The organism is Sphingomonas desiccabilis (assembly GCF_004135605.1).
Taxonomy (GTDB): Bacteria; Pseudomonadota; Alphaproteobacteria; order Sphingomonadales; family Sphingomonadaceae; genus Sphingomonas; species Sphingomonas desiccabilis.
In genome coordinates this window covers 1,096,432-1,118,201 of the sequence record NZ_SDPT01000001.1, presented here as the reverse complement: position 1 = coordinate 1,118,201, position 21,770 = coordinate 1,096,432, and the positions used below count along the sequence as shown (strand labels likewise).

The window sequence follows — 21,770 nt, the reverse complement described above, 5'->3', positions numbered from 1 at the left end:
TCAGCGCCCCTTCCCGATAAGCTTTTCGGCCAGCAAATAGGCCACAACCGCCACGCCGATCGCGATCAGGACGCCGATCAACTTCAGCGCGCCCACGAACAGCTGCAGCAGCACCCACAGTGCCACGAACCCGACGAGGATCGCCAGGATCAGGGATCCCAGCGCCTTCACGCCGCCGAGCCCCATTCGCCGCGATAGTCGTGGTTCTCGCCCACCATCGCCTGAAGCGTGGTCGGACCGCCTTCCGGCGCGCTCGCCTGACGCTCGATCTGCGGACCCGGCTTCGGGGTTTCGCCCCGCGCCAGCGCGTCCAGGATCGCGACGGTCTTGTCGTAGTCGAGATCTTCGAAGTTATCGTCGTTGATCTGGGCCATCGGCGCGTTGGCGCAGGTGCCCAGGCACTCGACCTCGGTCAGCGTGAACAGCCCGTCCGGCGTGGTCTTGCCCTTGGCGAGGCCGCGGTTCTTGCAGGCCGCGAGCACGTCGTCCGAGCCGCGCAGCATGCACGGCGTCGTGCCGCAGACCTGTACGTGATAGCGGCCGACCGGCGCCAGGTTGAACATCGTGTAGAAGGTCGCGACCTCGAACACGCGGATATAGGCGACGCCGATCTCGCGCGCGACGAACTCGATCACCGGGACCGGCAGCCAGCCCTGGGTGTTCGTCTCCTCCCCGACCTGGCGCTGGGCGAGGTCGAGGAACGGGATCGAGGCCGACTGCTCGCGGCCCGCCGGATAGCGCGACAGGATCTCGCGCGCCTTTTCGGCGTTCTTCTCGTTCCACGCGAAGTTGCCCCAGCGTGCGCGGGTCTCCGCCTCGTCCGGGATATGGGGTGCGTCAGCCATCAGCGGTCACATTCACCAAAAACAATGTCCATCGCGCCCAGGATGGCGGTCGTGTCGGCGAGCATGTGCCCCTTCGACATGAAGTCCATCGCCTGGAGGTGGCTGAACGCGGTCGGGCGGATCTTGCACCGGTACGGCTTGTTGGTGCCGTCGGAGACCAGATACACGCCGAACTCGCCCTTGGGGCTCTCGGTCGCGACATAGACTTCGCCGGCGGGCACGTGGAAGCCCTCGGTGAAATATTTGAAGTGGTGGATGAGCGCTTCCATCGAGCGCTTCATCTCGCCACGCTTGGGCGGCGCGACCTTGCGGTCGAGGCTGAGCGTGGGCCCTTCCGGCATTTCGGCAAGGCACTGCTTCATGATGCGCGCCGACTGGCGCACCTCCTCCACGCGGACCATGAACCGGTCGTAGCAGTCGCCCCGCGTGCCGACCGGCACGTCGAAGTTCATGCGCGCATAGACGTCGTACGGCTGCGACTTGCGCAGATCCCATGGCAGGCCGGCGGCGCGGATCATCGGGCCGGAGAAGCCCCACTTGAGCGCATCCTCGCGGCTGACGATCGCGATGTCGACGTTGCGCTGCTTGAAGATGCGGTTTTCGGCCACCAGGCTGATCGCATCCTCGAACAGGCGCGGCAGGCGGGTGTCGAGCCACTCGGCGATGTCGGTCAGCAGCTTCAGCGGCACGTCCTGGCGGACGCCGCCCGGGCGGAAATAGTTCGCATGCATACGCGCGCCCGAGGCCCGCTCATAGAAGTTCATGCAGTCTTCGCGCAGCTCGAACAGCCACAGGTTGGGCGTCATCGCGCCCACGTCCATGATGTGCGAACCGAGGTTCAGCATGTGGTTCTTGATGCGAGTCAGCTCCGCGAAGAACACGCGGAGGTACTGCGCGCGCAGCGGCACTTCGAGGTCGAGCAGCTTCTCGATGGCGAGCACATAGCTGTGCTCCATGCACATCGGCGAGCAGTAATCGAGCCGGTCGAAGTACGGGATCGACTGCAGGTAGGTCTTGTACTCGATGAACTTCTCAGTCCCGCGATGCAGCAGCCCGACGTGCGGGTCCACCCGCTCGACGATCTCGCCGTCGAGCTCCATCACCAGACGCAGCACGCCGTGCGCGGCCGGATGCTGGGGGCCGAAGTTGATCGTGTAGTTCTGGATCTCGACATCGCCGGCCGACGTGTGATCGTCGGCGCGATGCTCGAGCTGGTCGAGATACTCAGCCATTACTGGTTCTGCCCCTCACCCTTGGACGGAATGACATCCGGATCCTTGGGCTTTTCCTCGGGCTTGTTGCCCGGATCGGACTTGCCGGCGCCAGTCTGCGCGGGAGACTCGGTGACCTTCGTCTCCGGCGCGTTCGGCGGCGAATCCTTTTTGTCGTCGTCGGCGCGGCGCACCTGCTCGGCCGTCACCGGCGAGGGCGCACCCTTGGCCTGCGGCAGCGCCGCCTTGTGCTCGCCCGACGGGGTCGCCTTCTCGTCACCCGGGAGGACGTATTCGGCGCCTTCCCATGGGCTCATGAAGTCGAAGCTGCGGAAATCCTGCGCCAGCTTCACCGGCTCATAGACCACGCGCTTGGCCTCTTCCGAATAGCGCACCTCGGCAAAGCCGGAGAGCGGGAAGTCCTTGCGCTGCGGATGGCCGCGGAAGCCATAGTCCGTCAGGATGCGGCGCAGGTCGAGGTTCCCCTCGAAGATCACGCCGTACATGTCGAACGTCTCGCGCTCCAGCCAGCCGGCAACCGGCCAGATGCCGGTGACCGACGGCACCGGCTGCACCTCGTCGGTGCGCACGCGCACGCGGATGCGGTGATTCCGGGTGACCGAGAGCAGGTGGTAGCAGACGTCGAAGCGCTCGACGCGCGACGGATAGTCGACGCCGGCGATTTCCATCAGCTGCTGGTACTCGAGGCCGGGCGTGTCGCGCAGCGCGATCATCGCCGGCACGAGCTGGTCGCGCTCGACCAGCAGCGTCACTTCGCCGACGAGATCCTGCGCCTCGAGCAGCGCCGCGCCGAGGGCGGCGGTCGCCGTCTCGATGACGCCGTCGTTGGCGGCATAGGCAGGTGCGGGCGCCCTCACCGTTCGATGCTCCCCGAGCGACGGATCTTCCGCTGCAGCTGCATGACGCCGTAGAGCAGCGCCTCGGCGGTCGGCGGGCAGCCGGGGACATAGATGTCCACGGGCACCACGCGGTCGCAGCCGCGCACGACGCTGTAGCTATAGTGATAATAGCCGCCGCCGTTGGCGCACGACCCCATCGAGATCACGTACTTCGGCTCCGACATCTGGTCGTACACGCGACGCAGCGCCGGGGCCATCTTGTTGCACAAGGTGCCCGCGACGATCATCACGTCCGACTGGCGCGGGGACGCGCGAGGGGCCGCACCGAAGCGCTCCATGTCATAGCGCGGCATGTTGACGTGGATCATTTCGACCGCGCAGCAGGCGAGGCCAAAGGTCATCCACCACAGGCTGCCGGTACGGGCCCAATGGAACAGGTCTTCGGTCGAGGTGACAAGGAAGCCCTTGTCGGTCAGCTCGCCGTTCAGGTCGTCGAAGAAGCGCTGGTCCGGCGCGACGTGCGCGCCGGGGGCCAGGGCGTTCTGCTCGCCGAAAGCGGCAGGCGACGGGTTCAGTTCTACTCCCAATCCAACGCTCCCATCTTCCACGCGTACACGAGGCCCAGCGCCAGTTCGCCGATGAAGATCATCATGGAGATCCATGCCGTCCAACCGAGGTCGAACACCGACACTGCCCAGGGATATAGGAACGCCGCCTCCAGATCGAAGACGATGAAGAGGATCGCCACCAGATAAAAGCGGACGTCATACTGGCTGCGCGAGTCCTCGAACGCGGGGAAACCGCATTCATATTCCGAGAGCTTCTCGGCATTGGGCTTGTCCGCGCCGGTGAGGCGCGACACGAGGATCGGCAGCGCCACGAAGGCACCGGACAGGAGAAGCGCGATCCCAAGGAAAATCAGGATCGGCAGATATTGCGATAGGTCGACCAAGGTCATCTCGCGGTTGCGGAATGCTGAGGGGCTTCTAGGCGCATGACCCGGAGGCATCAAGGCGCAAACCCCTTGAGAATCGCTCGCAATTAGGCTCTGGTGTCGACTGGCACAGCCGCATCAGGCGCGCGCAAACGCCCGCGAGCCGGCCCGCAGTGCGGACCGACTAACCTAGCGCAAACTCCGGGAGTTCGAAGGCCGGCCCGCGGGCGCAGCGGGTCGCCGGAGGGACCGCGCGGGCGCGACTCGTCCCGTTGGGCTAACGGGGACGACGCCGGTGCGGAGGGCGGCGCGCGCCAGGCACCCCGCCCTGCCCGGATCAGCGCAGCGCGCCGGCGACCAGCTTGTGAAGGCGCGAGTGCAGCGCGTCGTTCGCCGCCAGCACTTCGCGCTTGATGTAGGCGCGGTCGGCGCCCTTGAAGTCGGTGACGAAGCCACCGGCCTCGCGCACCAGCAGAATGCCGGCGGCGATGTCCCAGGGCTGGAGACCCGATTCCCAATAGCCGTCGAAACGGCCCGCGGCGACCCAGGCCAGGTCGAGCGCGGCGGAACCGAAGCGGCGGATGCCGGCGACTTCGGGTGCGACCGCACCGAAGATGCGGCTCCACTCGGCGAAATTGCCATGGCCCATGAACGGAATGCCGGTCGCGATCAGCGATTCGGTCAGGTCGCGGCGTGCCGAGACGCGCAGCCGCTGATCCTGGTGCCAGGCGCCACGGCCCTTCTCGGCCCAGAAGCTCTCGTCCGTGATCGGCTGATAGACGAGCGCGGTGGTGATCTCGGGCTGGCCGCCGGCGCCGTTCGGCTCCTCGACCGCGATCGAGATCGCGAAGTGCGGGATGCCGTGCAGGAAGTTGCTGGTGCCGTCGAGCGGATCGATGATCCAGCGCGGCTTGGTCGGGTCGCCCTCGATCTTGCCGCCTTCTTCCAACAGGAAGCCCCAGTCGGGACGTGCCTTGCGCAATTCCTCGACCAGCGTCTGTTCGGCGCGCTTGTCGGCGATCGACACGAAGTCGGCCGGGCCCTTGCGGCTGACCTGGAGGTGCTGGACCTCGCCGAAGTCGCGGCGCAGGCGGGGGCCCGCCTTGCGCGCGGCGCGCTCCATCACCGTGAAGAGGCCGGAATGTGCAACCATGATATTTAGCGTCCCTGGGGCTTCTTGGCAGCCGGCGCGGCGCCCGGGGGCGCTTCACGCACGCCGCACACGGCCGCGACCGCCGAGAGGCGATCGGTCGTGTTGGACGCGTTCAGCTTGTCCTTGTTCTGATTGAGCATCTGCGTGGTGCGCAGGCTGATCTCGGCCAGCGGCGCACGATAGATGCAGGCGAACAGCGCGCTCTTCACCTGTTCGGGCACCTTGTCCGACTGGAGCCCGCCGATCATCGCGGCAAGCGTCCGGGAAGCATTCTCCACCTCCTCGCGGGAGGGTTGCCCGGCCGCGGGCTTGGCTGCCGCGGGCTTGGCAGCACCGCTCTTCGCCTTCTGCGCCGAGGCGCCGGGGCTGAGGACCAGGGCGGCCGCAGCCGCGAGGGGGAGGAGAAGCTTCATACGCGTTACTCTCGTTGCTCAGTCCGCGCGGCGGACGTACGTCTGCTCGTACACGTCAACCACGATGCGGGTTCCGCTGGCGATGTGCGGCGGCACCATCACGCGCACGCCATTGTCCAGCACGGCCGGCTTGTAGGACGACGAGGCGGTCTGCCCCTTCACCACCGCGTCCGCCTCGACGATCGTGGCTTCGATCGTGTCGGGCAGCTGGACGCTGATCGCTTCCTCGTCATAGAGCTCCATCACGACGTCCATGCCGTCCTGAAGGAAGGCGGCTGCGTCGCCCAGCAGGTCACGCGGGAGCGAAACCTGATCATAGGTTTCCTTGTCCATGAAGACGAGCATGTCGCCTTCCGGGTACAGGAACTGGAAGTCCTTGGTGTCGAGGCGCACGCGCTCCACCGTCTCTGCCGAGCGGAAGCGGACGTTGTTCTTGCGGCCGTCGCGCAGGTTCTTGAGCTCCACCTGCATGTAGGCGCCGCCCTTGCCAGGCTGGGTGTGCTGGATCTTCACCGCACGCCAGATGCCGCCTTCATATTCGATGATGTTGCCGGGACGGATGTCGACGCCGCTGATCTTCATGCTGGAACCTGTGGTGGAAAGAGCCAAGGGCCGGCGACGCAAGTCGCCCGGGCCACGATGCGCGCGGCTTTAGCCGCCGCCACCGGTTCCGGCAAGCAGCGGATAGGGGTTGAGCGGCGTCCCCTGGTGCCAGCGCTCGGCCGGCGCCATGTGCTTCACTGCGAAATGGAGGTGGGGACCGTCCGGGCTGGCGTTGCCGGTGGAGCCGACGGTGCCGATCCCCTGCCCCCGGCGCACCAGCTGCCCCTCCTGCAAGCCGGAGGCATAGGCGTCGAGGTGCGCGTAATAGTCGATGTGCGCGCCATCGGCGGTGCGGATGTAGATGGTGTGGCCGCCGGCGGCGCTGTCGAACAGCTTCTCGATGCGGCCCCCGCGGGCGGCGAGCACGAGCGTGCCGCGCGGTGCCATGATGTCGATCGCCTGATGCTCGCGCGCGCCGCCCGCGCGGCTCTGGTGCCAAGTGTCAACGAGCTGATCGGGCGCGACGCCGGCGACGGGGATGATGAGGCCGGCGGCGTTGGCACGCGGCCGCGCGGCGGGTGGCACGGCGACGGGCTCGGTTGCCGCACCGCGCGGCGGCGGTGCGGTGCCCGGCGACAGCATCAGGGCGAAGGCGCCGCCCGCGAGCACCAGCAGCAGCAGGATCGACCAGCCGAGGCGGTTCATGATTGGCGCCCCGGCCGTTCGGTGACCCCGCCGATTGCTGTCCGACCCATCGCGCGCTCCCAGGATGTTTCGGGTGGAGAACGTTCGAGGGGGCGGCGGTATCCCGGCCATCCCGCCTGCGGCGCCCCCCGCGCAAGCGGGACTTCTGGGAACAGGAGCCGCCGTCTTTTGATCGTACCCGTATTCCTGCGAAGGCTGGAAATCAGGGCCATGCAGACCACGACTTGCGGTGGTTGGGACCCTGGGCTCCTGCTTTCGCAGGAGCACTGTCAGGCGCTTCGCAGAGGTCTCGCGCAGGCGGGAATCCAGGTGCAACCACGACGCGTGGCCTTCGGAACCCTGGCTCCCGCCTGCGCGGGAGCAGACGGAAGGGGAGCTTAGCGCGTCTTGCCCTGCGCGAGCAGCTCGGCGAAGGCGCGCACGGCCGCAGCTTCGTCGCCGTTCCAGACCGAGCCGCTCACCGCCAGAAAGTCGGCGCCGGCGTCGATCAGCGGCTGCGCGTTGGCGGGCGTGATGCCGCCGATCGCGACGCAGGGCAGCTCGAACAGCGTGGTCCACCAGGACAGGATCGCCGGCTCCGCGCGGTGCCGGACTTCCTTGGTGGTGGTCGGATAGAAGCTGCCGAAGGCGACGTAATCGGCTCCCGCCTCCCCTGCCCCCATCGCCAGGTGGCGGCTGTCGTGGCAGGTCACGCCGATCTGGACCGCGGGGCCGAGCGTGGCGCGCGCCTCACGCGGGTCGCCGTCCTCCTGGCCGAGATGGACACCGTCCGCGCCCAGCCGCTTGGCGAGGCTGACGCTGTCGTTGACGATGAACGCGACCTCGCGATCGGCGCAGAGGCGCTGGAGCGGCTCGGCCAGGCGGGCGGCGGCGTGCTGGTCCATGTCCTTCACGCGGAACTGGAAGGCCGCGACAGGACCCGCGTCGAGCGCGCGGGCGAGCCGGTCCGCAAAGGCGCCGGACACGTCGAGCGGCGAGACGAGGTAGAGCTGGCAGGCGGGCCGGCGATCGTCGCGCTCGAATTGATCCGCGAAGCCCTCCAGCGCGTTGTCGGCTTCGAGGTCGTCTTCGGGATCGTGCATGGAAAGCTCCGGGTTTGCGGCAGTTCGGGTGGGGTGTTCGGGTTGGATCTACCCGCATTGGCGTGGCCGCTTCTACCCCGAGAAGCTGGCGGTCAAGCGCTGGTTCGCCTTCTATGCCGAGCATTTCGACACGGTCGAGATCAACAACAGCTTCTATCGCCTGCCGAAACCGGAGACGTTCGATGGCTGGGCGGCGCAGGCGCCGCCGGGCTTTCGCTATGCGGTGAAGGCCAACCGCTTCCTGACCCAGGCCAAGAAGCTGAAGGAGTGCGAGGAGCCGATGGCGCGGATGATGCCGGCGTTCCGGCATCTGGGGCAGACGCTGGGGCCGGTGCTCTACCAGCTGCCGCCGCGGTTCAAGGTCAACCTGGAGCGGCTGGAGGCATTCCTACAACTCGTACCAAAAGACGTCGTCAACGTCTTCGAATTCCGAGAGAAGAGCTGGTACGACGATCGGGTTTTCGCGCTGCTGGAGCGCCATGGCGCGAGTTTCTGCGCGCACGACATGCCGGGATCGGAGAGCCCCGATCTGGCGGTGGGGCCGGTCGCCTATCTGCGCTTTCATGGGGGCGAGGGGAAATACTGGGGGCGCTATTCCGAGGAGCGCCTGCTGCGCTGGACCGACTGGATGACGGCCGAGGCGCGCGCCGGGCGCGAGGTGTGGGCCTATTTCAACAACGATGCCGAGGCGCATGCGGTCGAGGACGCGCTGACGCTGAAGGCGATGCTGCGGCAAGCTGGGCAGTAGCGGCCTGCGGTATCGCAACGGCGGCCGGTGGGTGTGGCTCCTGCCTGCGCAGGAGCACTGTGGGTGCAATCCACATAGCCGTACCCCGGCGGAGGCCGGAGTCCAGTCGCGGGCGCCTCGCGATGCGGAGGGGTTTCCCGACTGGGCCCCGGCCTTCGCCGGGGTACGAAGAAGGGGATCGCGTCAGGCGCCGGCGAGGAAGCTGCCGGGGACCGGGCGGGTCTCGGCGCTGAGGTCGAAGCCGACGATCAGGGGGCGGCCCTTGGCGATCGCGTCCTGGACGGCCGGGAGCTTCAGCGAGGCGGCGTGGCTTTCCTTGGCGTCCCAGAGTTCGGTGATCCAGATCGCGTCCGGATCGCCCGCATCCTCGGCGATCAGATACGCCAGGCAGCCCGGCATCGCGTCGGTGCCGCTGGCGAGGATGGCGACGAGCTCGGCGCGGGTGCCCGGCTTTGTCCTGATCTTGCCGATCATGCCGAAACCTGCGGTCGTGCTCGCCATTGCCACCTCTCCTTCGAAAAGGCGCCCGCCGACCAGCGCGAGCGCGAGCCCGGCCAGGAGCGGGCGCCGCTCCATCAGTCCTGACCCTGATAGATGCCGATGATCTTGTCGAGCATCGCCAGTGCCTCGTCACGCGGGCGCTGGAAGGTGTTGCGGCCGATGATCGAGCCGTTGCCGCCGCCGTCGCGAATGTCGCGCGCGTCCTGGTAGACGGCATCGGCACCCTTGGCGGCGCCGCCCGAGAAGACGACGATGCGACGGCCGTTGAAGCAGCTCTTCACAACGTGGCTGACGCGCTTGGCCTGGGTGGAGGCGTCGAAGCCTTCGTAGACCTTCTTGGCTTCCTTCTGCTCGATGTGGTCGGTGGGCAGCTTCACCTTGATGATGTGCGCGCCGAGCAGCGCCGCCATGTGCGCGGCATAGGCGCCGACGTCGAGCGCGAGCTCGCCATCCTTCGAGAGATTGCCGCCACGCGGATAGGACCAGATGACGGTGGCGATGCCGACCGACTTGGCCTGGGCCGAAAGCTCGCGGATCTCCTCCATCATGTCGAACACGTCGTCGGCGCCCGGATAGATGGTGAAGCCGATCGCCGAGCAGCCGAGGCGCAGCGCGTCGTCGACGCCGCCGGTCACCGCCTGGTTGATGCCGGTCGCCCAGCTGTTGGAGGAGTTGACCTTCAGGATGGTCGGGATCTGCCCGGCGAAGGTGCCGGCGCCCGCCTCCAGCATGCCGAGCGGCGCCGCATAGGCCGAGAGGCCGGCGTCGATCGCGAGCTGGAAGTGGTAGTGCGGGTCGTATGCCGGCTCGTTGACCGCAAAGCTGCGCGCGGGGCCATGCTCGAAGCCCTGGTCGACGGGCAGGATGACCAGCTTGCCGGTGCCGCCCAGCCGACCCTGCATCAGGATGCGGGCGAGGTTCGCCTTCACGCCTGGATTGTCGGACTCGTAGTTCGCGAGAATTGCTCTGACGGTCGGCGTCATTCCAAAGGTCTCCCATGCTGCTGTTCGCTGCGGCTCTTACCGCTTGCCCGACCTCGTTAGGCGGGCGCCGCCCACCCCACAAGGGCGCCCCGAACGTGGGAACGCTCCCTTCGTCGCGGTGCAACGAACTCGGGGGCGACGCGTATGTCCGGGATGCGTGAACGGCCCCCTGCGACCCCGCGCCATCGCCCACTGAGCCCCGGCGAGACGGCCATGCTGCGCGGCGTGTTCGGCGAGGGCATCGACTATGGCCGGGTGCGGATCCACGCGCGCAGATGGTGGTTCGTCTTTCCGGGCGACCGGCCCATGGCGCCCAACGGACACGCCTATTTCCCTGGCGACACCCATGTCCCCGATTTCGCCGCGCCCGGCGTGCCGCTGTGGCGCAAGGCGGGCTTCGTGCACGAGGGGACGCACCTCTTTCAGTGGTACGGGCTGAAGCAGTGGGTGTGGGTGCGCGGACCGTTCCAGCGCAACTACGACTATCGGCTGGAGCCGGGAAAGCCGTTCACCCGCTATGGGCTGGAGCAGATGGGGATGATCGCCCAGCATTATTTCACGCTGGCGAACGGCGGCCGCATCCCCCTGCCCTATACGCTGGCGGACTATGCGCCGCTGCTGCCGCTGACATGAGGTGCGCGCTGCCGGCGCTGGCCGTCGTGCTGGCGGGATGCTCGAGCCAGAGCACGGAGGAGGCGGACTGGCATTCAAGCAAGCGGGCGACCGACCTGGTCGTGGAGGAAGCGCTTGCCGACGAGCCGCCCGATTATGCGCGGGCAATCACCGCGATCGAGCGATCCGGGCGGCCAAGTGCGACGGTGGCACTGGAGACCGGCAATCTGATCATCGCCGGGCATCGTGAGGTGCAGCCGGAGCGGCGGCCGGCAGCGACGCTGGAACAGGGCCTGTCCTTGCTCGAGCGAGCTGCGAGCGATCGCGGCGAAGCGGCTGATATCGCGCCACAACATCTGCGGCTTTGGTTCGAGCGGGGGGTCGGCAGCGGGGTGTACCAGGCGATGCCGCCGCGACCGGAACTGGCGCGATGCTGGGGTGCGGTGGAAGAGCGGGCACAGCGCGCGGCGGCGTGTATCGCGATGCGGGCTGGCCGGCGGTAGGGCTTGGCGGGCCGCTTGCGTGACGGTGTCCCGGCGGAGGCCGGGACCCAGGTGCGAGCAGATCGCGAGATGCGAAAAGACATGCCAACTGGGCCACGGCCTTCGCCGGGGTACATTAGAAGATCGGGTTAGCGGGCCAGGGCAGCGACGCCGGGAAGCTCGCGGCCTTCCATCCATTCCAGGAAGGCGCCGCCTGCCGTGGAGACGAAGGTGAAGGCGCCGGCCGCGCCGGCCTGGTTGAGCGCCGCGACGGTGTCGCCGCCGCCGGCGACCGACACGAGCGAGCCGTCGCTGGTGAGCGCGGCTGCGGTCTTGGCCAGCGACACCGTGGCGGCGTCGAACGGCGGCGTCTCGAACGCACCGAGCGGGCCGTTCCACACCAGCGTGCGGCAGTTCTTGAGCACGTCGCCCAGCGCCTCGACCGCGGCGGGGCCGACGTCGAGGATCATCTCGTCGGCGGCGACTTCGTGCACGTTGACGGTGCGGGTCGCCGGGTTCGGCTTGAACTCGGTCGCGACCACCACGTCATACGGCAGGTGGATGGTGCAGCCGGCCTTGTCGGCAGCGTCAAAAATTTCGTCGGCCGTGCCGGTGAGGTCGTGCTCGCACAGGCTCTTGCCGACGTTCACGCCGCGCGCGGCGAGAAAGGTGTTGGCCATGCCGCCGCCGATGATGAGGTGATCGACCCGGCCGACCAGGTGCTTGAGCACGTCGAGCTTGGTCGAGACCTTGGCGCCGCCGACCACGGCCGCGACCGGATGCTCGGGGGTGCCGAGCGCCTTGTCGAGCGCGTCGAGCTCTGCCTCCATCTGGCGACCGGCAAACGCCGGCAGCTTGTGGGCGAGCCCTGCCGTCGAGGCATGGGCGCGGTGCGCCGCGGAGAAGGCGTCGTTGACGTAGAGGTCGCCGAGCGCCGCGAAGCGATCCACGACCGCCGGATCGTTCTTTTCCTCGCCGCCGAAGAAGCGGGTGTTCTCCAGCAGCGCGATGTCGCCGGACTGGAGCGTGGCGACCGCGTCGGCCGCACCTTCCCAGTCGATGTAGCGGACGGGGCGCCCGAGCACCTGGCCGAACGGGATCGCCAGCTGGGCGGTCGAGAATTCGGGGCTCGGCACGCCCTTGGGGCGGCCGAAGTGGGCGAGCACCAGCACGATCGCGCCGCGATCGGCGAGTTCGGTCACGGTGGAGATCGCCGCGCGCAGGCGGGTGTCGTCGGTGACATGGCCGTCGGCCATCGGCACGTTCAGGTCCTCGCGGACCAGCACGCGCTTGCCCGCGATCTCACCCATGTCGTCCAGGGTCTTGAAGTTGCGTGTCATGTCTCGATCCTGATTGTGTCGCCCACGGCGATCGTTCCGCCCGCCACCACCCGCGTGCAGGCACCGCCGCGCCAGTCGGGGAGCATCGCCTCGCGAAGCCCGGGGACCAGCGCGTCCATGCGAACGCACGGGTCGCATTCATACGTGATTTCCAGCACCACCTCGGCACCGATGCGAAGCCGCGTGCCGGGGACCTGCGGCAGATCGAACCCGTCGACCAGCAGGTTGGCGCGGCGTTCCTGCCACGGGATGGTGCGGCCGATCGCGGCGGTGGCCGCTTCCCAGTCGCCGCGCTCCATCAGCGTCACCTGGCGCTTGCCGGTGCTGCCGGGCTTGCGCCGGCCGCGGTGGTCGCCGGCGATGCCGGCGTCCACGCTGATCTCGGCGCGGTCGAGCACCTCCATGGGTGCCCGTACAAAGGCGTGGCGCGCGATGCCGGCGATCGTGCCGACCCGCGCGCCCGCTTGCCCGTCCTCTCCGGCATCCGCCAGCGCGACGGGCATCGACATCAGCCGAACTTGGCCATCGCGCAGGCGGTGTCGACCATGCGGTTGGAGAAGCCCCACTCGTTGTCGTACCAGCTGACGACGCGCACCAGCTTGCCGTCGATCACCGCCGTCTCCAGGCTGTCGACGGTCGAGGATGCCGGCGTGTGGACGATGTCGATCGAGACGAGCGGCTCGTCCGAATAGACCAGGATGCCCTTGAGCGGGCCGTCTTCGGACGCCGCCTTGAGGATGGCGTTGACCTCGTCCTTGGTCGTGTCGCGCTTCGGCGTGAAGGTCAGGTCGATCAGGCTGCCGTCCGGCACCGGCACGCGCACCGACGAACCGTCGAGCTTGCCCTTGAGCTCCGGAAGCACCTCACCCACCGCGCGGGCAGCGCCCGTGGTCGTCGGGATGATCGACATGGCGGCCGCACGCGCGCGGCGCAGGTCCTTGTGGATCTGGTCCAGGATCTTCTGGTCGTTGGTATAGGCGTGGATCGTGGTCATCAGGCCACGCTCGATGCCGATCGAGTCGTTCAGCACCTTGGCAACCGGCGCCAGGCAGTTGGTGGTGCACGATGCGTTGGAGACGATCGTGTGGCCGGCCTCCAGCTTGTCGTGATTTACGCCGTAGACGACCGTCAGGTCGACGTTCTTGCCCGGTGCCGAGATCAGCACCTTCTTGGCGCCGGCATCGATGTGCTTCTGCGCGCTCGCACGGTCGGTGAAGAAGCCGGTGCACTCCAGCACCAGATCGACGCCGTTTTCGCCGTGCGGCAGGTTCGCGGGGTCGCGCTCTGCGGTCACCTTGATGCGCTTGCCGTCGATCACGAGGTCGTTGCCGTCGGCCGAGACTTCACCCGGATAGCGGCCGTGCACGCTGTCACGGCTGAACAGCCAGGCGTTCGACTTCGCGTCGGACAGGTCGTTGATGGTGACCAGTTCGAGGCCGCAATCGGGGCGCTCCAGAATGGCCCGCGCCACCAGGCGGCCGATGCGCCCGAACCCGTTGATCGCTACCTTCGTCATGTTGCCGATCCTTTCACTTGGATGGTCCAATGCCCGCGTCGCCGCAGGCCTCAATTCTCGAGCGCAGCCGCAACCTTGGTGGCGATCGCGTCCGCAGTCAGTCCAAAATAATCGTAGAGCTTGGGTGCCGGGCCGGAGGCGCCGAACCGGTCGATGCCGAAGCGCAGGCCGTCGAGCCCGGTATAGCGTTCCCAGCCCATGGTGGTGCCGGCCTCGATCGAGACGATCAGGGCGTCCTTGGGCAGCACATCGCGACGATAGTCGGCAGGCTGTGCGTCGAAGCGCGACCAGCAGGGCATGGACACCACATCGGCACCGATGCCCTTCGCTTCAAGCTGCGCGCGGGCAGAAACTGCGAGTTCGACTTCCGAGCCGGTGGCGACGAGCACCACGCGGCGCGGCGCCTCGGCCGCGACCAGGCGGTAGGCACCCTTGGCGCAGAGGTTCTCCGAGGCGTCGGTGCGCAGCTGCGGCAAGTTCTGACGCGACAGCGCGAGGAGCGACGGGCCGGTCGCATCCTGGAGCGACAATTCCCAGCACTCCGCGGTCTCGATCGTGTCGCACGGGCGGTAGACGTCGAGGTTGGGGATCAGGCGCAGGCTGTTGAGGTGCTCGATAGGCTGGTGGGTCGGGCCATCCTCGCCCAGGCCGATGGAGTCGTGCGTCATGACGTAGATGACGCGTGCGTTCTGGAGCGCCGACAGGCGGATCGCCGGGCGGGCATAGTCCGCGAACACCAGGAAGGTGCCGCCAAACGGGACGATGCCACCGTGCAGCGCCAGGCCGTTCATCGCCGCGGCCATGCCGAACTCGCGGATGCCATAGTAGACATAGCGGCCGGCATAGTCGTTGCGGTTGAGCGGCTGCAGCGCCTTGGTCTTGGTGTTGTTCGAGCCGGTGAGGTCGGCCGAGCCGCCGACGGTCTCGGGCAGCTGCTCGGTGATGGTGCCGAGCACCAGTTCCGACGCCTTGCGGGTCGCGAGCTTCTGCGGATTGGCGAGCAGGCCGTCGAGGTAGGGCTTGAGCGTGAAGCCCTCGGTCAGCTCGCCTGACATGCGGCGGCGGAAGGTCGCCCCCTGCGCGTCGGCGTCGCAGCGTGCCTCCCAGGCGAGGCGCACGTCGCGGCTGCGGACGCCGGCAGCGGCCCAGGTCTCGGCGATCTCCTCCGGCACCTCGAACGCCTCGGGCTCCCAGCCCATGGCGAGGCGGGTCTTGGCGACGATGTCCGGGCCGAGCGCGGCGCCGTGGACGGCGCTGGTGCCCTCCTTGCCGGGTGCGCCCTTGCCGATGATGGTGCGGCAGGCGACCAGCGACGGGCGTGGATCGGCGATCGCCTCGTCGAGCGCGCGGCAGATGTCGGCGGGATCATGGCCGTCGCAGGCGACGGTGTGCCAGCCGGTCGCGGCATAGCGCGCGGCGATGTTCTCGCTCGACGACAGCTCGACCGCGCCGTCGATGGTGATGCGGTTGTCGTCCCACAGCACGATCATGCGCCCGAGGCCGAGATGACCGGCGAGGCCGATCGCCTCGTGGTTGATCCCCTCCATCAGGCAGCCGTCGCCGGCGATCACCCAGGTACGGTGGTCGACCAGGTCGTCGCCGAAGGTGGCGTTGAGGTGGCGCTCGGCGAGCGCAAGACCGACCGCGGTTGCGAGGCCCTGGCCGAGCGGACCGGTGGTGGTCTCGATGCCCGGCAGCTCGAAATTCTCGGGGTGGCCGGCGCACGGGCTGTGCAGCTGGCGGAAGTTCTTGATGTCGTCGATGGTCGGACGCGCGTGGCCGGTCAGGTGCAGCAGCGCGTAGATCAGCATCGAGCCATGGCCGGCCGACAGCACGAAGCGGTCGCGGTCCGGCCACTTGGGGTCGGCGGCATCGAACTTGAGGTAGCGGGTCCACAACACCGTGGCGACGTCCGCCATGCCCATCGGCATGCCCGGATGACCGGAGTTGGCGGCCTCCACCGCATCCATCGCAAGCGCACGAATCGCGTTGGCGAGCAGGGTATCCGAGGCGGCCATGAGTCATCCTTGTGACAGGCGCGGTCCCCCTTGACCGCGCATGCCCGCCTTTGGGGCGGCGACCCGCCTTCGTCAACCGGCGAGCCGTGCTTGCCGCGGCGGTTCGCCCCTCCTATCCGGGGACCATGGACCAGCCCGAAGCGAACCCAGGCCTCGCCCGCATCGATGCCGCACTCCAGCGGATCGAGGCAGCGGCACGCGCCCGCGCCGCGGCAGCCGAATCGCTCGAGCGCCGGCATGCGGCGCTGCGGGCGAGCATGGCGGAGGCGATCACCGCGCTGGACCACGTGATCGCGGGCCGGAGCGACAGCTGATGGCGCAGGTCAGCTTCACCGTCGCGAATCGCTCCCACAGCGTCGCCTGCCGAGACGGCGAGGAGCCGCACCTGCTGGCGCTGGTCGAGCGGCTGCAACGACATGCGCCGGCAGCGATGCGGGCTTCGGCCGGAACCTCGGCGGAGCGGACGCTGCTGCTGATCGCGCTGATGCTGGCGGACGAGCTCGACGAGCGCGACCGCACCCCTGCCGCCCCGGCCGCCGCCCCTGCGGCCGAGCCGCCAGTACCGGCGCGGGAACCGGAGCTGCCGCAGGATCTGCTCGACGAAATCGCCGAACGACTGGAAGCCGTCGCGGCAGCCCTTGAGGATCACGGCCACGTCGCCTAAGTTGGTCCCCGGCGGGCACTGCCCGGTACGAGCCTTCATTATCCCTGAGGCTATTCATCATCCATGGGGGCTGTCCCTGCGCAGATCCTGGTCTGACGTACATGGTCCCCACCTGACGTACTGGGCGTCAGTGGATATCGCGGCCAACGGCCACGGCGGTCCCGCCACCCGCTTCCCCCGATGACGCTCGACAAAAAAGCCCTGCGCGCCCAGCTGCGCGCCGCGCGCGACGCCTTCTTCGTCCAGAGCCGCCCGCGGCTGGCCGTCCCCGACCTGCTGCGAACGCGGCTGGCGCCGGGGGTGGTGGTTGCCAGCTACCTGCCGGTCGGAAGCGAGGCGGACCCTGCCCCGCTGGTCGACGCCGCGCGGGACGCCGGCTGCGTGCTGGCGCTCGCCTGGGTGGCGGATCGCGCGACCCCGATGGAGTTCCTGCGCTGGGACGCGGACACCGCGATCGAGGCGGGGCCGCTCGGCCTTCGCCAGCCGCCGCGCAGCGCGCCCGCAGTGGTGCCGGACGTGATCCTGACGCCGCTGGTGGGGTTCGATTCGAAGCTCAACCGGCTGGGCCAGGGAGCCGGCTTCTACGACCGGGCTTTCGCGCAGCATGGGGGCGCGTGGCGGCTGGGGCTCGCCTGGTCGGTGCAGCAGGTGCCCGAGCTGCCCGCCGATCCCTGGGACGTGCCGCTGCACGCCCTCCTCACAGAGCAGGCGCTGCACCTGCCGGAGCAACGTTGATGCAACCGACCTGGCGCAAACCCGTGGGGATGCTGGGCATCCTGGCGTTCATCCTGTTCTGGCTGGTCGCGGTGGCGAGCCTGTCGCCCTGGATCGGCGCCCTGCCCGCACTGGTGCAGATGCTGGTCTATGGCGTCGCCGGGGTCGCGTGGATCGCGCCGCTGAAGCCGGCGTTGCGGTGGATGGAGACCGGGCGCTGGCGGCGCTGAGGGTGGCCTGATTGCATACCCGCATACCCCGGCGACGTCCGGGGTCCAGTTGCAACCCCTCCTGAGACCGCGCGCTGCCCTACCCAGCCGGTCCCCCGACTGGGCCCCGGCCTTCGCCGGGGTACAATGTTGAGGTACTGACGTTCGCTGTCCGTGGCGTCCGGCAGATCGTCGATGTGGAAGGGCTCGCAAGCGGCGGATCCTGCCATCGGCGGTTCTTCAAAACCGCTGCAATGGCGCGAGTGACGGGGCTCGAACCCGCGACCTCCGGCGTGACAGGCCGGCGCTCTAACCAACTGAGCTACACCCGCTCGCTTGCGAGGAGGCGGGCTCTAGGCGAGCTGTCCGGGCCTGTCAAAGCCAGAATCGGCCGATTTCGCGATTTTCGTAAAAAAGTTTCGGAAGCGTATCGAAGGGGCGCAATGCCGCGTGCAGGCGAGTGCCTGTGGGGTCGATATGGCGATTTTCCAGGGGAGTTTCGCAAGCGGCGGATTAGCCATCGGCGGTTCTCGAAAACCGCTGCAATGGCGCGAGTGACGGGGCTCGAACCCGCGACCTCCGGCGTGACAGGCCGGCGCTCTAACCAACTGAGCTACACCCGCTCGCTTGCGAGGAGGCGGCCTCTAAGCGAGGGGCCCGGACCTGTCAACCGCCTTGCCGTCGGCTTTTTCACCGGCCGGCGCGTTCCCGGCCTGAACCGGGGTGCCGGGCGGCGCCACGTCGTTCACCAGCGTGCCGTGCTCGAACAGGAAGCCCGCGATATCGGGCTTGCCGGCCGCCCTGACGACCGTCTGGATGATGATGAGCAGCGGCACCGCCAAGAGCGCGCCGGGCGTCCCCCACACCCATCCCCAGAAGCTGAGCGCCACCAGGATCATGAGCGGGCTGATGGTCAGGCGATGGCCGACGATCAGCGGTGTGACGACGTTCGCCTCCACCAGATGCGCCCCGACCATGATCGCGGCCGGCAGCAGCGCCCACCAGACGTCCGTGAAGGTCATGAGCCCGCCCAGCGCCAGCAACGCCGCCGACAGAATCGGGCCGAAATAGGGGATGTAGTTGAGCACGGCGACGATGCCGCCCCACATGAGCGGCGTGGGCATCCCCACGAACCACAGGGCGCCGGCCACCAGCAGCCCGAGCGTGAGGTTGATGAAGGAGATGGTGCCCAGATAGGCGGAGGTGAAGTCGACCACGTCCTGGATCACCCGCGCCGTCGCCATGGCACCACCGAAGCTGGTGCGGCTGGTGATCGCCGAGCGCCGGAGCCGCGTCCAGCCTGCGAGAAAGAAGTAGATCACCAGGATCGCGAAGAACATCTCGATCAGGGCGGAGGGCGCCGTGCTGGCGGTGAAATCGAGCAGCGAGGCCGGACGCTCGGCCGTGGCCCCCGTCTGGCGCACCGGCGTGTTGGCGACGTTGGCGAGCAGCTCGTTCACGAACCGCTCCAGGTTCGAATAGAAGTCGATCAGCGGCGCGATGTTCTGCTGCACGCGATCGATGCGCTCGGGCAGAATCTCCGCCCAGCCCCAGGCGGGCAGCACGATCGAGGCGATCGCGCCGTTGGCGACGACCAGGAACAAGAGCACGCAGGCGAATGCCGCGAGCGGCGCCGGAAGGCGGCGGCGCTCCAGCCACTCGAGCAGCGGCACCAGCGCGATCGCGATGACGATGGCGGCGGTGAGCGGCAGGAAGAAGCGCGACCCTGCCTTCAGCGCGAACGGCAGGGCGAGGACCAGACCCGCCCCGGCGATCAGGGTGAGCGCGGCGAGCAGGCGGTCGCGGCGCAGCTCTTCCTTGGGGGCGCCCTCCGCCGGTTCGGGCAACGCCGGTTCGACCACGGCCGCGGCGGAAGAAGGGGCGCGAACTGACTCGGCGATACCGAAATGATCCAAGTGCGGAGGTCCTTTCGTCCGCACCCTAGCGGCTTTCCCGGTCGGTGTAATCCCGTCCCGCTCAACGCACACGCCAGATATGAAAGAGGTCGCCGAGCCCCCGCAGGGGCCCGACGACCTCAAGCATGGTCAGCGGCCGGAAGCTCCAGCCCGGGAGACCATGCGAACCGCGTCGCGACGCCCGGTCCTGAGACCGGGCCGCCGTTTAGCGGCGCGTCTCCCGAACGAACTGAACCGACCCCATTGCTGAACCATGAGACATCGGATCACCTCCTTTCGCTAGTTGAGCTAGAGCGTGACCGCTGCTGCGATCACGACCCGAATGTGTGACACGGCGCACCTGCAAACAAGTCTTGTAATGCGCGGCAGATTCCACGAACTTCTTCCGCCTGCCCGGATCAGCGGCCGCGACAGAAGCTTATCACCGCAGCGATCGCGGGATCGGCCGGAACGGCAAGGACCTGCCCCTCCCCCAGCGACACGCCGATCGTGCCCTTCACCTTCTGCAGCGCGGCGAGGAAGCGATCGTCGATGCCGGCGCGTGCCTCCACCCTGCGGCCGCTTGCGACCACCGGATAGGACGCCGCGGCCATCCCGGTCACGACCCGCAGCATGGCGCCTCCATCGGCGGTGCCGCTGCGCAGGAGGACGAGCTCGCGGCGTGCGGAGTCGCAGCGGAGCGCAAAGGCGCCCGTCCCACCCGCGTCGACGAAGCGGGCGCTACCCTTGCCCGTGTGCCATTGGCCCGCGGCAGGCGCGACGCCGGCCAGTTCGGGCGCGGGCAATTCGCCCGGCGCCAGCGCGCCCACGTCGATCGGGGCAGGCGCAGGCGTGGATGTGGCAGCGGGCTGCGGCGTGGCGCTGGGCGCAGGTGCCGGCTGCTCGCCGGAACAGCCCGCAAGCGCAAGCGCGAGCAGCCCCGGCCGCCACCGCATCACCCGCGGCAATCCTCCGTCAGGCGCAGCACTTCGGCCCAGGCAGGCACCACCAGCGGCGCCTGGCCCGGCAGCTCCACGATGAAGCGGCCGCGGCTGAAGCCCATGGCATCGAGCAACGGATCTTGCGCGGGAAGCGCGGCGGCGACCGTGCCTGCGCCCGCCGTCACGGGAAGCGTCCGCGCGGTGCTGGAGGTGCGGATCGTCAGCGCGGCGCCGGGCGCAGCGGCACCCGTGCGGGTGAGCGTCACCTGGCGGCGCGCGCGATCGCAGCGCAGCGTCAACACGGGCGCGGTGCCGGGCGCGCCGAAGGAGGCGACGGCGCCCTGCCCGTCCTGCGCATAGCGCCAGTCGCCGCGGGTGACCGGCCAGTCGCGCCAGTCGCCGACCGGCGGCGGTGTCGCCGGCACCACGGGCGCAGCGGCGACGGGCGCAGGCGGCGGAGGCGCCGGCGGCGGTTCGGAGGGGCGGACGCACTGGGTCAGGACCAGCAGGGGCAGGATGAGGACGACGCGACGCATGCCCGGCTTATGGGGGAAGCCGGCAGGCGGCTCAACCACCCGTCCCTCCGCCGCGCGGCGAGCGGTTCGCCGCAGACGCGGATCGGCCCCTATTGGTGCATGGCGTGCGCCGGCCCGGTTGGGCTATCCGAAGGCCATGACGATCAAGCTCATCTGCCTCGATGCCGACGACACGCTGTGGCACAACATGCGCCACTTCAACGCGACCGAAGAGGCGCTGCTCGCGCTGATCGCGCCGTTCGCGGCTCGCGACATCGCCCGCGAGCGATTGAACGCCTGCGAGGCGCGCAACCTGAAGCTCTATGGCTATGGGGCCAAGGGCTTCACGCTGTCGATGATCGAGACGGCGATCGAGCTGGCCGACGACCCGCTGCCCAAGGCGTTGATCGCCGACATCCTGGCGGCGGGACGCGCGCTTCTGTCCCACCCCGTCGAGCTGTTCGAAGGAATCGCCGACACACTCGAACGGCTCGCGGAGCGCGGCCGGCTGGTGCTGGTGACCAAGGGCGACCTGCTCCACCAGGAGGCGAAGCTTGCCGCATCGGGGCTCGGCGCCCGGTTCAGCGGGATCGAGATCGTGAGCGACAAGACGGCCGACACCTTCCGGCGACTGTTCCAGAAGGAAGGTGTCGCGCCGGAGGAGGCGGTGATGGCAGGCGATTCGCTGCGGTCCGACATCAACCCGGCGCTGGAAGCCGGCGCCTGGGCGGCGTTCATCCCCCAGGAGGGCGCCTGGTCCCACGAGCACGCACCGCTACCGGCCGGGCACCCGCGCTTCCGCCAGCTGCGAGGGCTCGCGGAGTTGCCGGAGTGGATTGATAGGTTGGCGTAGCGCCACCCACGACACGCGCCGTGACGCCGGGCC

28 protein-coding genes and 2 tRNA genes are annotated in these 21,770 nt (G+C 68.6%); 8 read left to right on the top strand and 22 right to left on the bottom strand.

Going from position 1 to position 21,770, the window contains the following annotated elements; translation table 11 throughout:
- The 11 genes from EO081_RS16780 to thiE form a co-directional block, all read right to left on the bottom strand.
- Positions 1 to 171: a hypothetical protein gene (locus EO081_RS16780; protein WP_165284517.1), complete on the bottom strand. Its 171-nt coding sequence runs from the start codon at positions 169 to 171 to the stop codon at positions 1 to 3.
- The gene (locus EO081_RS05380; protein WP_129340852.1) at positions 168 to 845 is read right to left on the bottom strand and encodes a complex I 24 kDa subunit family protein; all 678 of its coding nucleotides are present in this window, start codon (positions 843 to 845) and stop codon (positions 168 to 170) included. Before EO081_RS05380 ends, EO081_RS16780 begins: the two co-directional genes overlap by 4 nt.
- Positions 845 to 2,077, bottom strand: a complete 1,233-nt coding sequence (locus EO081_RS05375; RefSeq protein WP_129340851.1) for an NADH-quinone oxidoreductase subunit D — start codon at positions 2,075 to 2,077, stop codon at positions 845 to 847. The genes EO081_RS05380 and EO081_RS05375 overlap by 1 nt, the downstream gene beginning before the upstream one ends.
- Positions 2,077 to 2,934: an NADH-quinone oxidoreductase subunit C gene (locus EO081_RS05370; protein ID WP_129340850.1), complete on the bottom strand. Its 858-nt coding sequence runs from the start codon at positions 2,932 to 2,934 to the stop codon at positions 2,077 to 2,079. Before EO081_RS05370 ends, EO081_RS05375 begins: the two co-directional genes overlap by 1 nt.
- Positions 2,931 to 3,491 (bottom strand): NuoB/complex I 20 kDa subunit family protein, encoded by a 561-nt coding sequence (locus EO081_RS05365; RefSeq protein WP_317893264.1) that lies wholly within the window; start codon positions 3,489 to 3,491, stop codon positions 2,931 to 2,933. The genes EO081_RS05370 and EO081_RS05365 overlap by 4 nt, the downstream gene beginning before the upstream one ends.
- A 2-nt stretch (positions 3,492 to 3,493) precedes the next feature.
- Positions 3,494 to 3,868: an NADH-quinone oxidoreductase subunit A gene (ndhC, locus tag EO081_RS05360; RefSeq protein ID WP_125960149.1), complete on the bottom strand. Its 375-nt coding sequence runs from the start codon at positions 3,866 to 3,868 to the stop codon at positions 3,494 to 3,496.
- 319 nt (positions 3,869 to 4,187) lie between these two features.
- Positions 4,188 to 5,003, bottom strand: coding sequence for an inositol monophosphatase family protein (locus tag EO081_RS05355; RefSeq protein ID WP_129340849.1), 816 nt, complete (start codon positions 5,001 to 5,003; stop codon positions 4,188 to 4,190).
- 5 nt (positions 5,004 to 5,008) lie between these two features.
- Positions 5,009 to 5,416, bottom strand: a complete 408-nt coding sequence (locus EO081_RS05350) for a hypothetical protein (RefSeq protein ID WP_129340848.1) — start codon at positions 5,414 to 5,416, stop codon at positions 5,009 to 5,011.
- A gap of 18 nt (positions 5,417 to 5,434) precedes the next feature.
- Complete coding sequence (efp, locus tag EO081_RS05345) at positions 5,435 to 5,998, bottom strand: elongation factor P (protein WP_125960050.1); 564 nt, start codon at positions 5,996 to 5,998, stop codon at positions 5,435 to 5,437.
- A gap of 69 nt (positions 5,999 to 6,067) precedes the next feature.
- On the bottom strand, positions 6,068 to 6,664 hold the full coding sequence (locus EO081_RS05340; RefSeq protein ID WP_129340847.1) for a M23 family metallopeptidase: 597 nt from the start codon (positions 6,662 to 6,664) through the stop codon (positions 6,068 to 6,070).
- A 377-nt stretch (positions 6,665 to 7,041) separates the two neighbouring features.
- Complete coding sequence (gene thiE, locus EO081_RS05335) at positions 7,042 to 7,746, bottom strand: thiamine phosphate synthase (RefSeq protein WP_129340846.1); 705 nt, start codon at positions 7,744 to 7,746, stop codon at positions 7,042 to 7,044.
- Here thiE and EO081_RS05330 point away from each other — a divergent pair.
- Positions 7,745 to 8,494: a DUF72 domain-containing protein gene (locus tag EO081_RS05330; protein ID WP_129340845.1), complete on the top strand. Its 750-nt coding sequence runs from the start codon at positions 7,745 to 7,747 to the stop codon at positions 8,492 to 8,494. The genes thiE and EO081_RS05330 overlap by 2 nt on opposite strands.
- Before the next feature lie 183 nt (positions 8,495 to 8,677).
- On the opposite strand, the gene EO081_RS05325 is transcribed toward EO081_RS05330, so the two are convergent.
- Both EO081_RS05325 and EO081_RS05320 read right to left on the bottom strand, forming a co-directional pair.
- Positions 8,678 to 9,070, bottom strand: coding sequence for a putative quinol monooxygenase (locus EO081_RS05325; RefSeq protein WP_129340844.1), 393 nt, complete (start codon positions 9,068 to 9,070; stop codon positions 8,678 to 8,680).
- The gene (locus tag EO081_RS05320; RefSeq protein ID WP_129340843.1) at positions 9,070 to 9,978 is read right to left on the bottom strand and encodes a class I fructose-bisphosphate aldolase; all 909 of its coding nucleotides are present in this window, start codon (positions 9,976 to 9,978) and stop codon (positions 9,070 to 9,072) included. Before EO081_RS05320 ends, EO081_RS05325 begins: the two co-directional genes overlap by 1 nt.
- Before the next feature lie 153 nt (positions 9,979 to 10,131).
- On the opposite strand from EO081_RS05320, the gene EO081_RS05315 reads away from it, so the two are divergent.
- Both EO081_RS05315 and EO081_RS05310 read left to right on the top strand, forming a co-directional pair.
- Positions 10,132 to 10,611, top strand: a complete 480-nt coding sequence (locus tag EO081_RS05315; protein ID WP_129340842.1) for a vgr related protein — start codon at positions 10,132 to 10,134, stop codon at positions 10,609 to 10,611.
- Positions 10,608 to 11,093, top strand: a complete 486-nt coding sequence (locus EO081_RS05310; RefSeq protein WP_129340841.1) for a hypothetical protein — start codon at positions 10,608 to 10,610, stop codon at positions 11,091 to 11,093. Before EO081_RS05315 ends, EO081_RS05310 begins: the two co-directional genes overlap by 4 nt.
- A gap of 128 nt (positions 11,094 to 11,221) precedes the next feature.
- Here the strand turns inward: EO081_RS05310 and EO081_RS05305 are convergent, their stop codons facing one another.
- From EO081_RS05305 to tkt, 4 genes are read right to left on the bottom strand one after another with little or no spacing between them, the layout of a single operon-like run.
- On the bottom strand, positions 11,222 to 12,412 hold the full coding sequence (locus EO081_RS05305; protein ID WP_129340840.1) for a phosphoglycerate kinase: 1,191 nt from the start codon (positions 12,410 to 12,412) through the stop codon (positions 11,222 to 11,224).
- Positions 12,409 to 12,915, bottom strand: a complete 507-nt coding sequence (locus tag EO081_RS05300; protein ID WP_311720691.1) for an MOSC domain-containing protein — start codon at positions 12,913 to 12,915, stop codon at positions 12,409 to 12,411. The genes EO081_RS05305 and EO081_RS05300 overlap by 4 nt, the downstream gene beginning before the upstream one ends.
- 5 nt (positions 12,916 to 12,920) lie before the next feature.
- A complete protein-coding gene (gap, locus tag EO081_RS05295) occupies positions 12,921 to 13,928 on the bottom strand; it encodes a type I glyceraldehyde-3-phosphate dehydrogenase (RefSeq protein ID WP_129340839.1) in 1,008 nt (335 codons plus the stop codon).
- A gap of 50 nt (positions 13,929 to 13,978) precedes the next feature.
- The gene (gene tkt / locus EO081_RS05290; RefSeq protein WP_129340838.1) at positions 13,979 to 15,946 is read right to left on the bottom strand and encodes a transketolase; all 1,968 of its coding nucleotides are present in this window, start codon (positions 15,944 to 15,946) and stop codon (positions 13,979 to 13,981) included.
- A 125-nt stretch (positions 15,947 to 16,071) separates the two neighbouring features.
- On the opposite strand from tkt, the gene EO081_RS05285 reads away from it, so the two are divergent.
- The 4 genes from EO081_RS05285 to EO081_RS05270 all read left to right on the top strand — a co-directional run bounded on the left by EO081_RS05285 (position 16,072) and on the right by EO081_RS05270 (position 17,554).
- A complete protein-coding gene (locus EO081_RS05285) occupies positions 16,072 to 16,260 on the top strand; it encodes a hypothetical protein (protein ID WP_129340837.1) in 189 nt (62 codons plus the stop codon).
- Positions 16,260 to 16,610 carry a cell division protein ZapA gene (locus EO081_RS05280; RefSeq protein ID WP_129340836.1) on the top strand — a complete coding sequence of 117 codons (351 nt, stop codon included), beginning with the start codon at positions 16,260 to 16,262 and terminating at the stop codon, positions 16,608 to 16,610. Before EO081_RS05285 ends, EO081_RS05280 begins: the two co-directional genes overlap by 1 nt.
- A gap of 180 nt (positions 16,611 to 16,790) precedes the next feature.
- Positions 16,791 to 17,345, top strand: a complete 555-nt coding sequence (locus EO081_RS05275; protein WP_129340835.1) for a 5-formyltetrahydrofolate cyclo-ligase — start codon at positions 16,791 to 16,793, stop codon at positions 17,343 to 17,345.
- Complete coding sequence (locus EO081_RS05270) at positions 17,345 to 17,554, top strand: DUF2842 domain-containing protein (protein ID WP_129340834.1); 210 nt, start codon at positions 17,345 to 17,347, stop codon at positions 17,552 to 17,554. Before EO081_RS05275 ends, EO081_RS05270 begins: the two co-directional genes overlap by 1 nt.
- Before the next feature lie 234 nt (positions 17,555 to 17,788).
- Here the strand turns inward: EO081_RS05270 and EO081_RS05265 are convergent.
- The 5 genes from EO081_RS05265 to EO081_RS05245 all read right to left on the bottom strand — a co-directional run bounded on the left by EO081_RS05265 (position 17,789) and on the right by EO081_RS05245 (position 20,905).
- Positions 17,789 to 17,865 (bottom strand) — tRNA-Asp (locus EO081_RS05265).
- A 214-nt stretch (positions 17,866 to 18,079) separates the two neighbouring features.
- Positions 18,080 to 18,156: transfer RNA gene (locus tag EO081_RS05260), tRNA-Asp, on the bottom strand.
- Positions 18,157 to 18,177: 21 nt separating this feature from the next.
- Positions 18,178 to 19,395, bottom strand: a complete 1,218-nt coding sequence (locus EO081_RS05255) for an AI-2E family transporter (RefSeq protein WP_129341447.1) — start codon at positions 19,393 to 19,395, stop codon at positions 18,178 to 18,180.
- 452 nt (positions 19,396 to 19,847) lie between these two features.
- Entirely contained in the window at positions 19,848 to 20,387 is a 540-nt protein-coding gene (locus tag EO081_RS05250) for a hypothetical protein (RefSeq protein WP_165284515.1), read from the bottom strand.
- Positions 20,384 to 20,905 (bottom strand): hypothetical protein, encoded by a 522-nt coding sequence (locus EO081_RS05245; RefSeq protein ID WP_129340832.1) that lies wholly within the window; start codon positions 20,903 to 20,905, stop codon positions 20,384 to 20,386. The genes EO081_RS05250 and EO081_RS05245 overlap by 4 nt, the downstream gene beginning before the upstream one ends.
- Before the next feature lie 136 nt (positions 20,906 to 21,041).
- Between EO081_RS05245 and EO081_RS05240 the strand changes: the two genes are divergently transcribed.
- Positions 21,042 to 21,737: an HAD family hydrolase gene (locus EO081_RS05240; RefSeq protein ID WP_129340831.1), complete on the top strand. Its 696-nt coding sequence runs from the start codon at positions 21,042 to 21,044 to the stop codon at positions 21,735 to 21,737.
- Positions 21,738 to 21,770 lie beyond the last annotated feature (33 nt).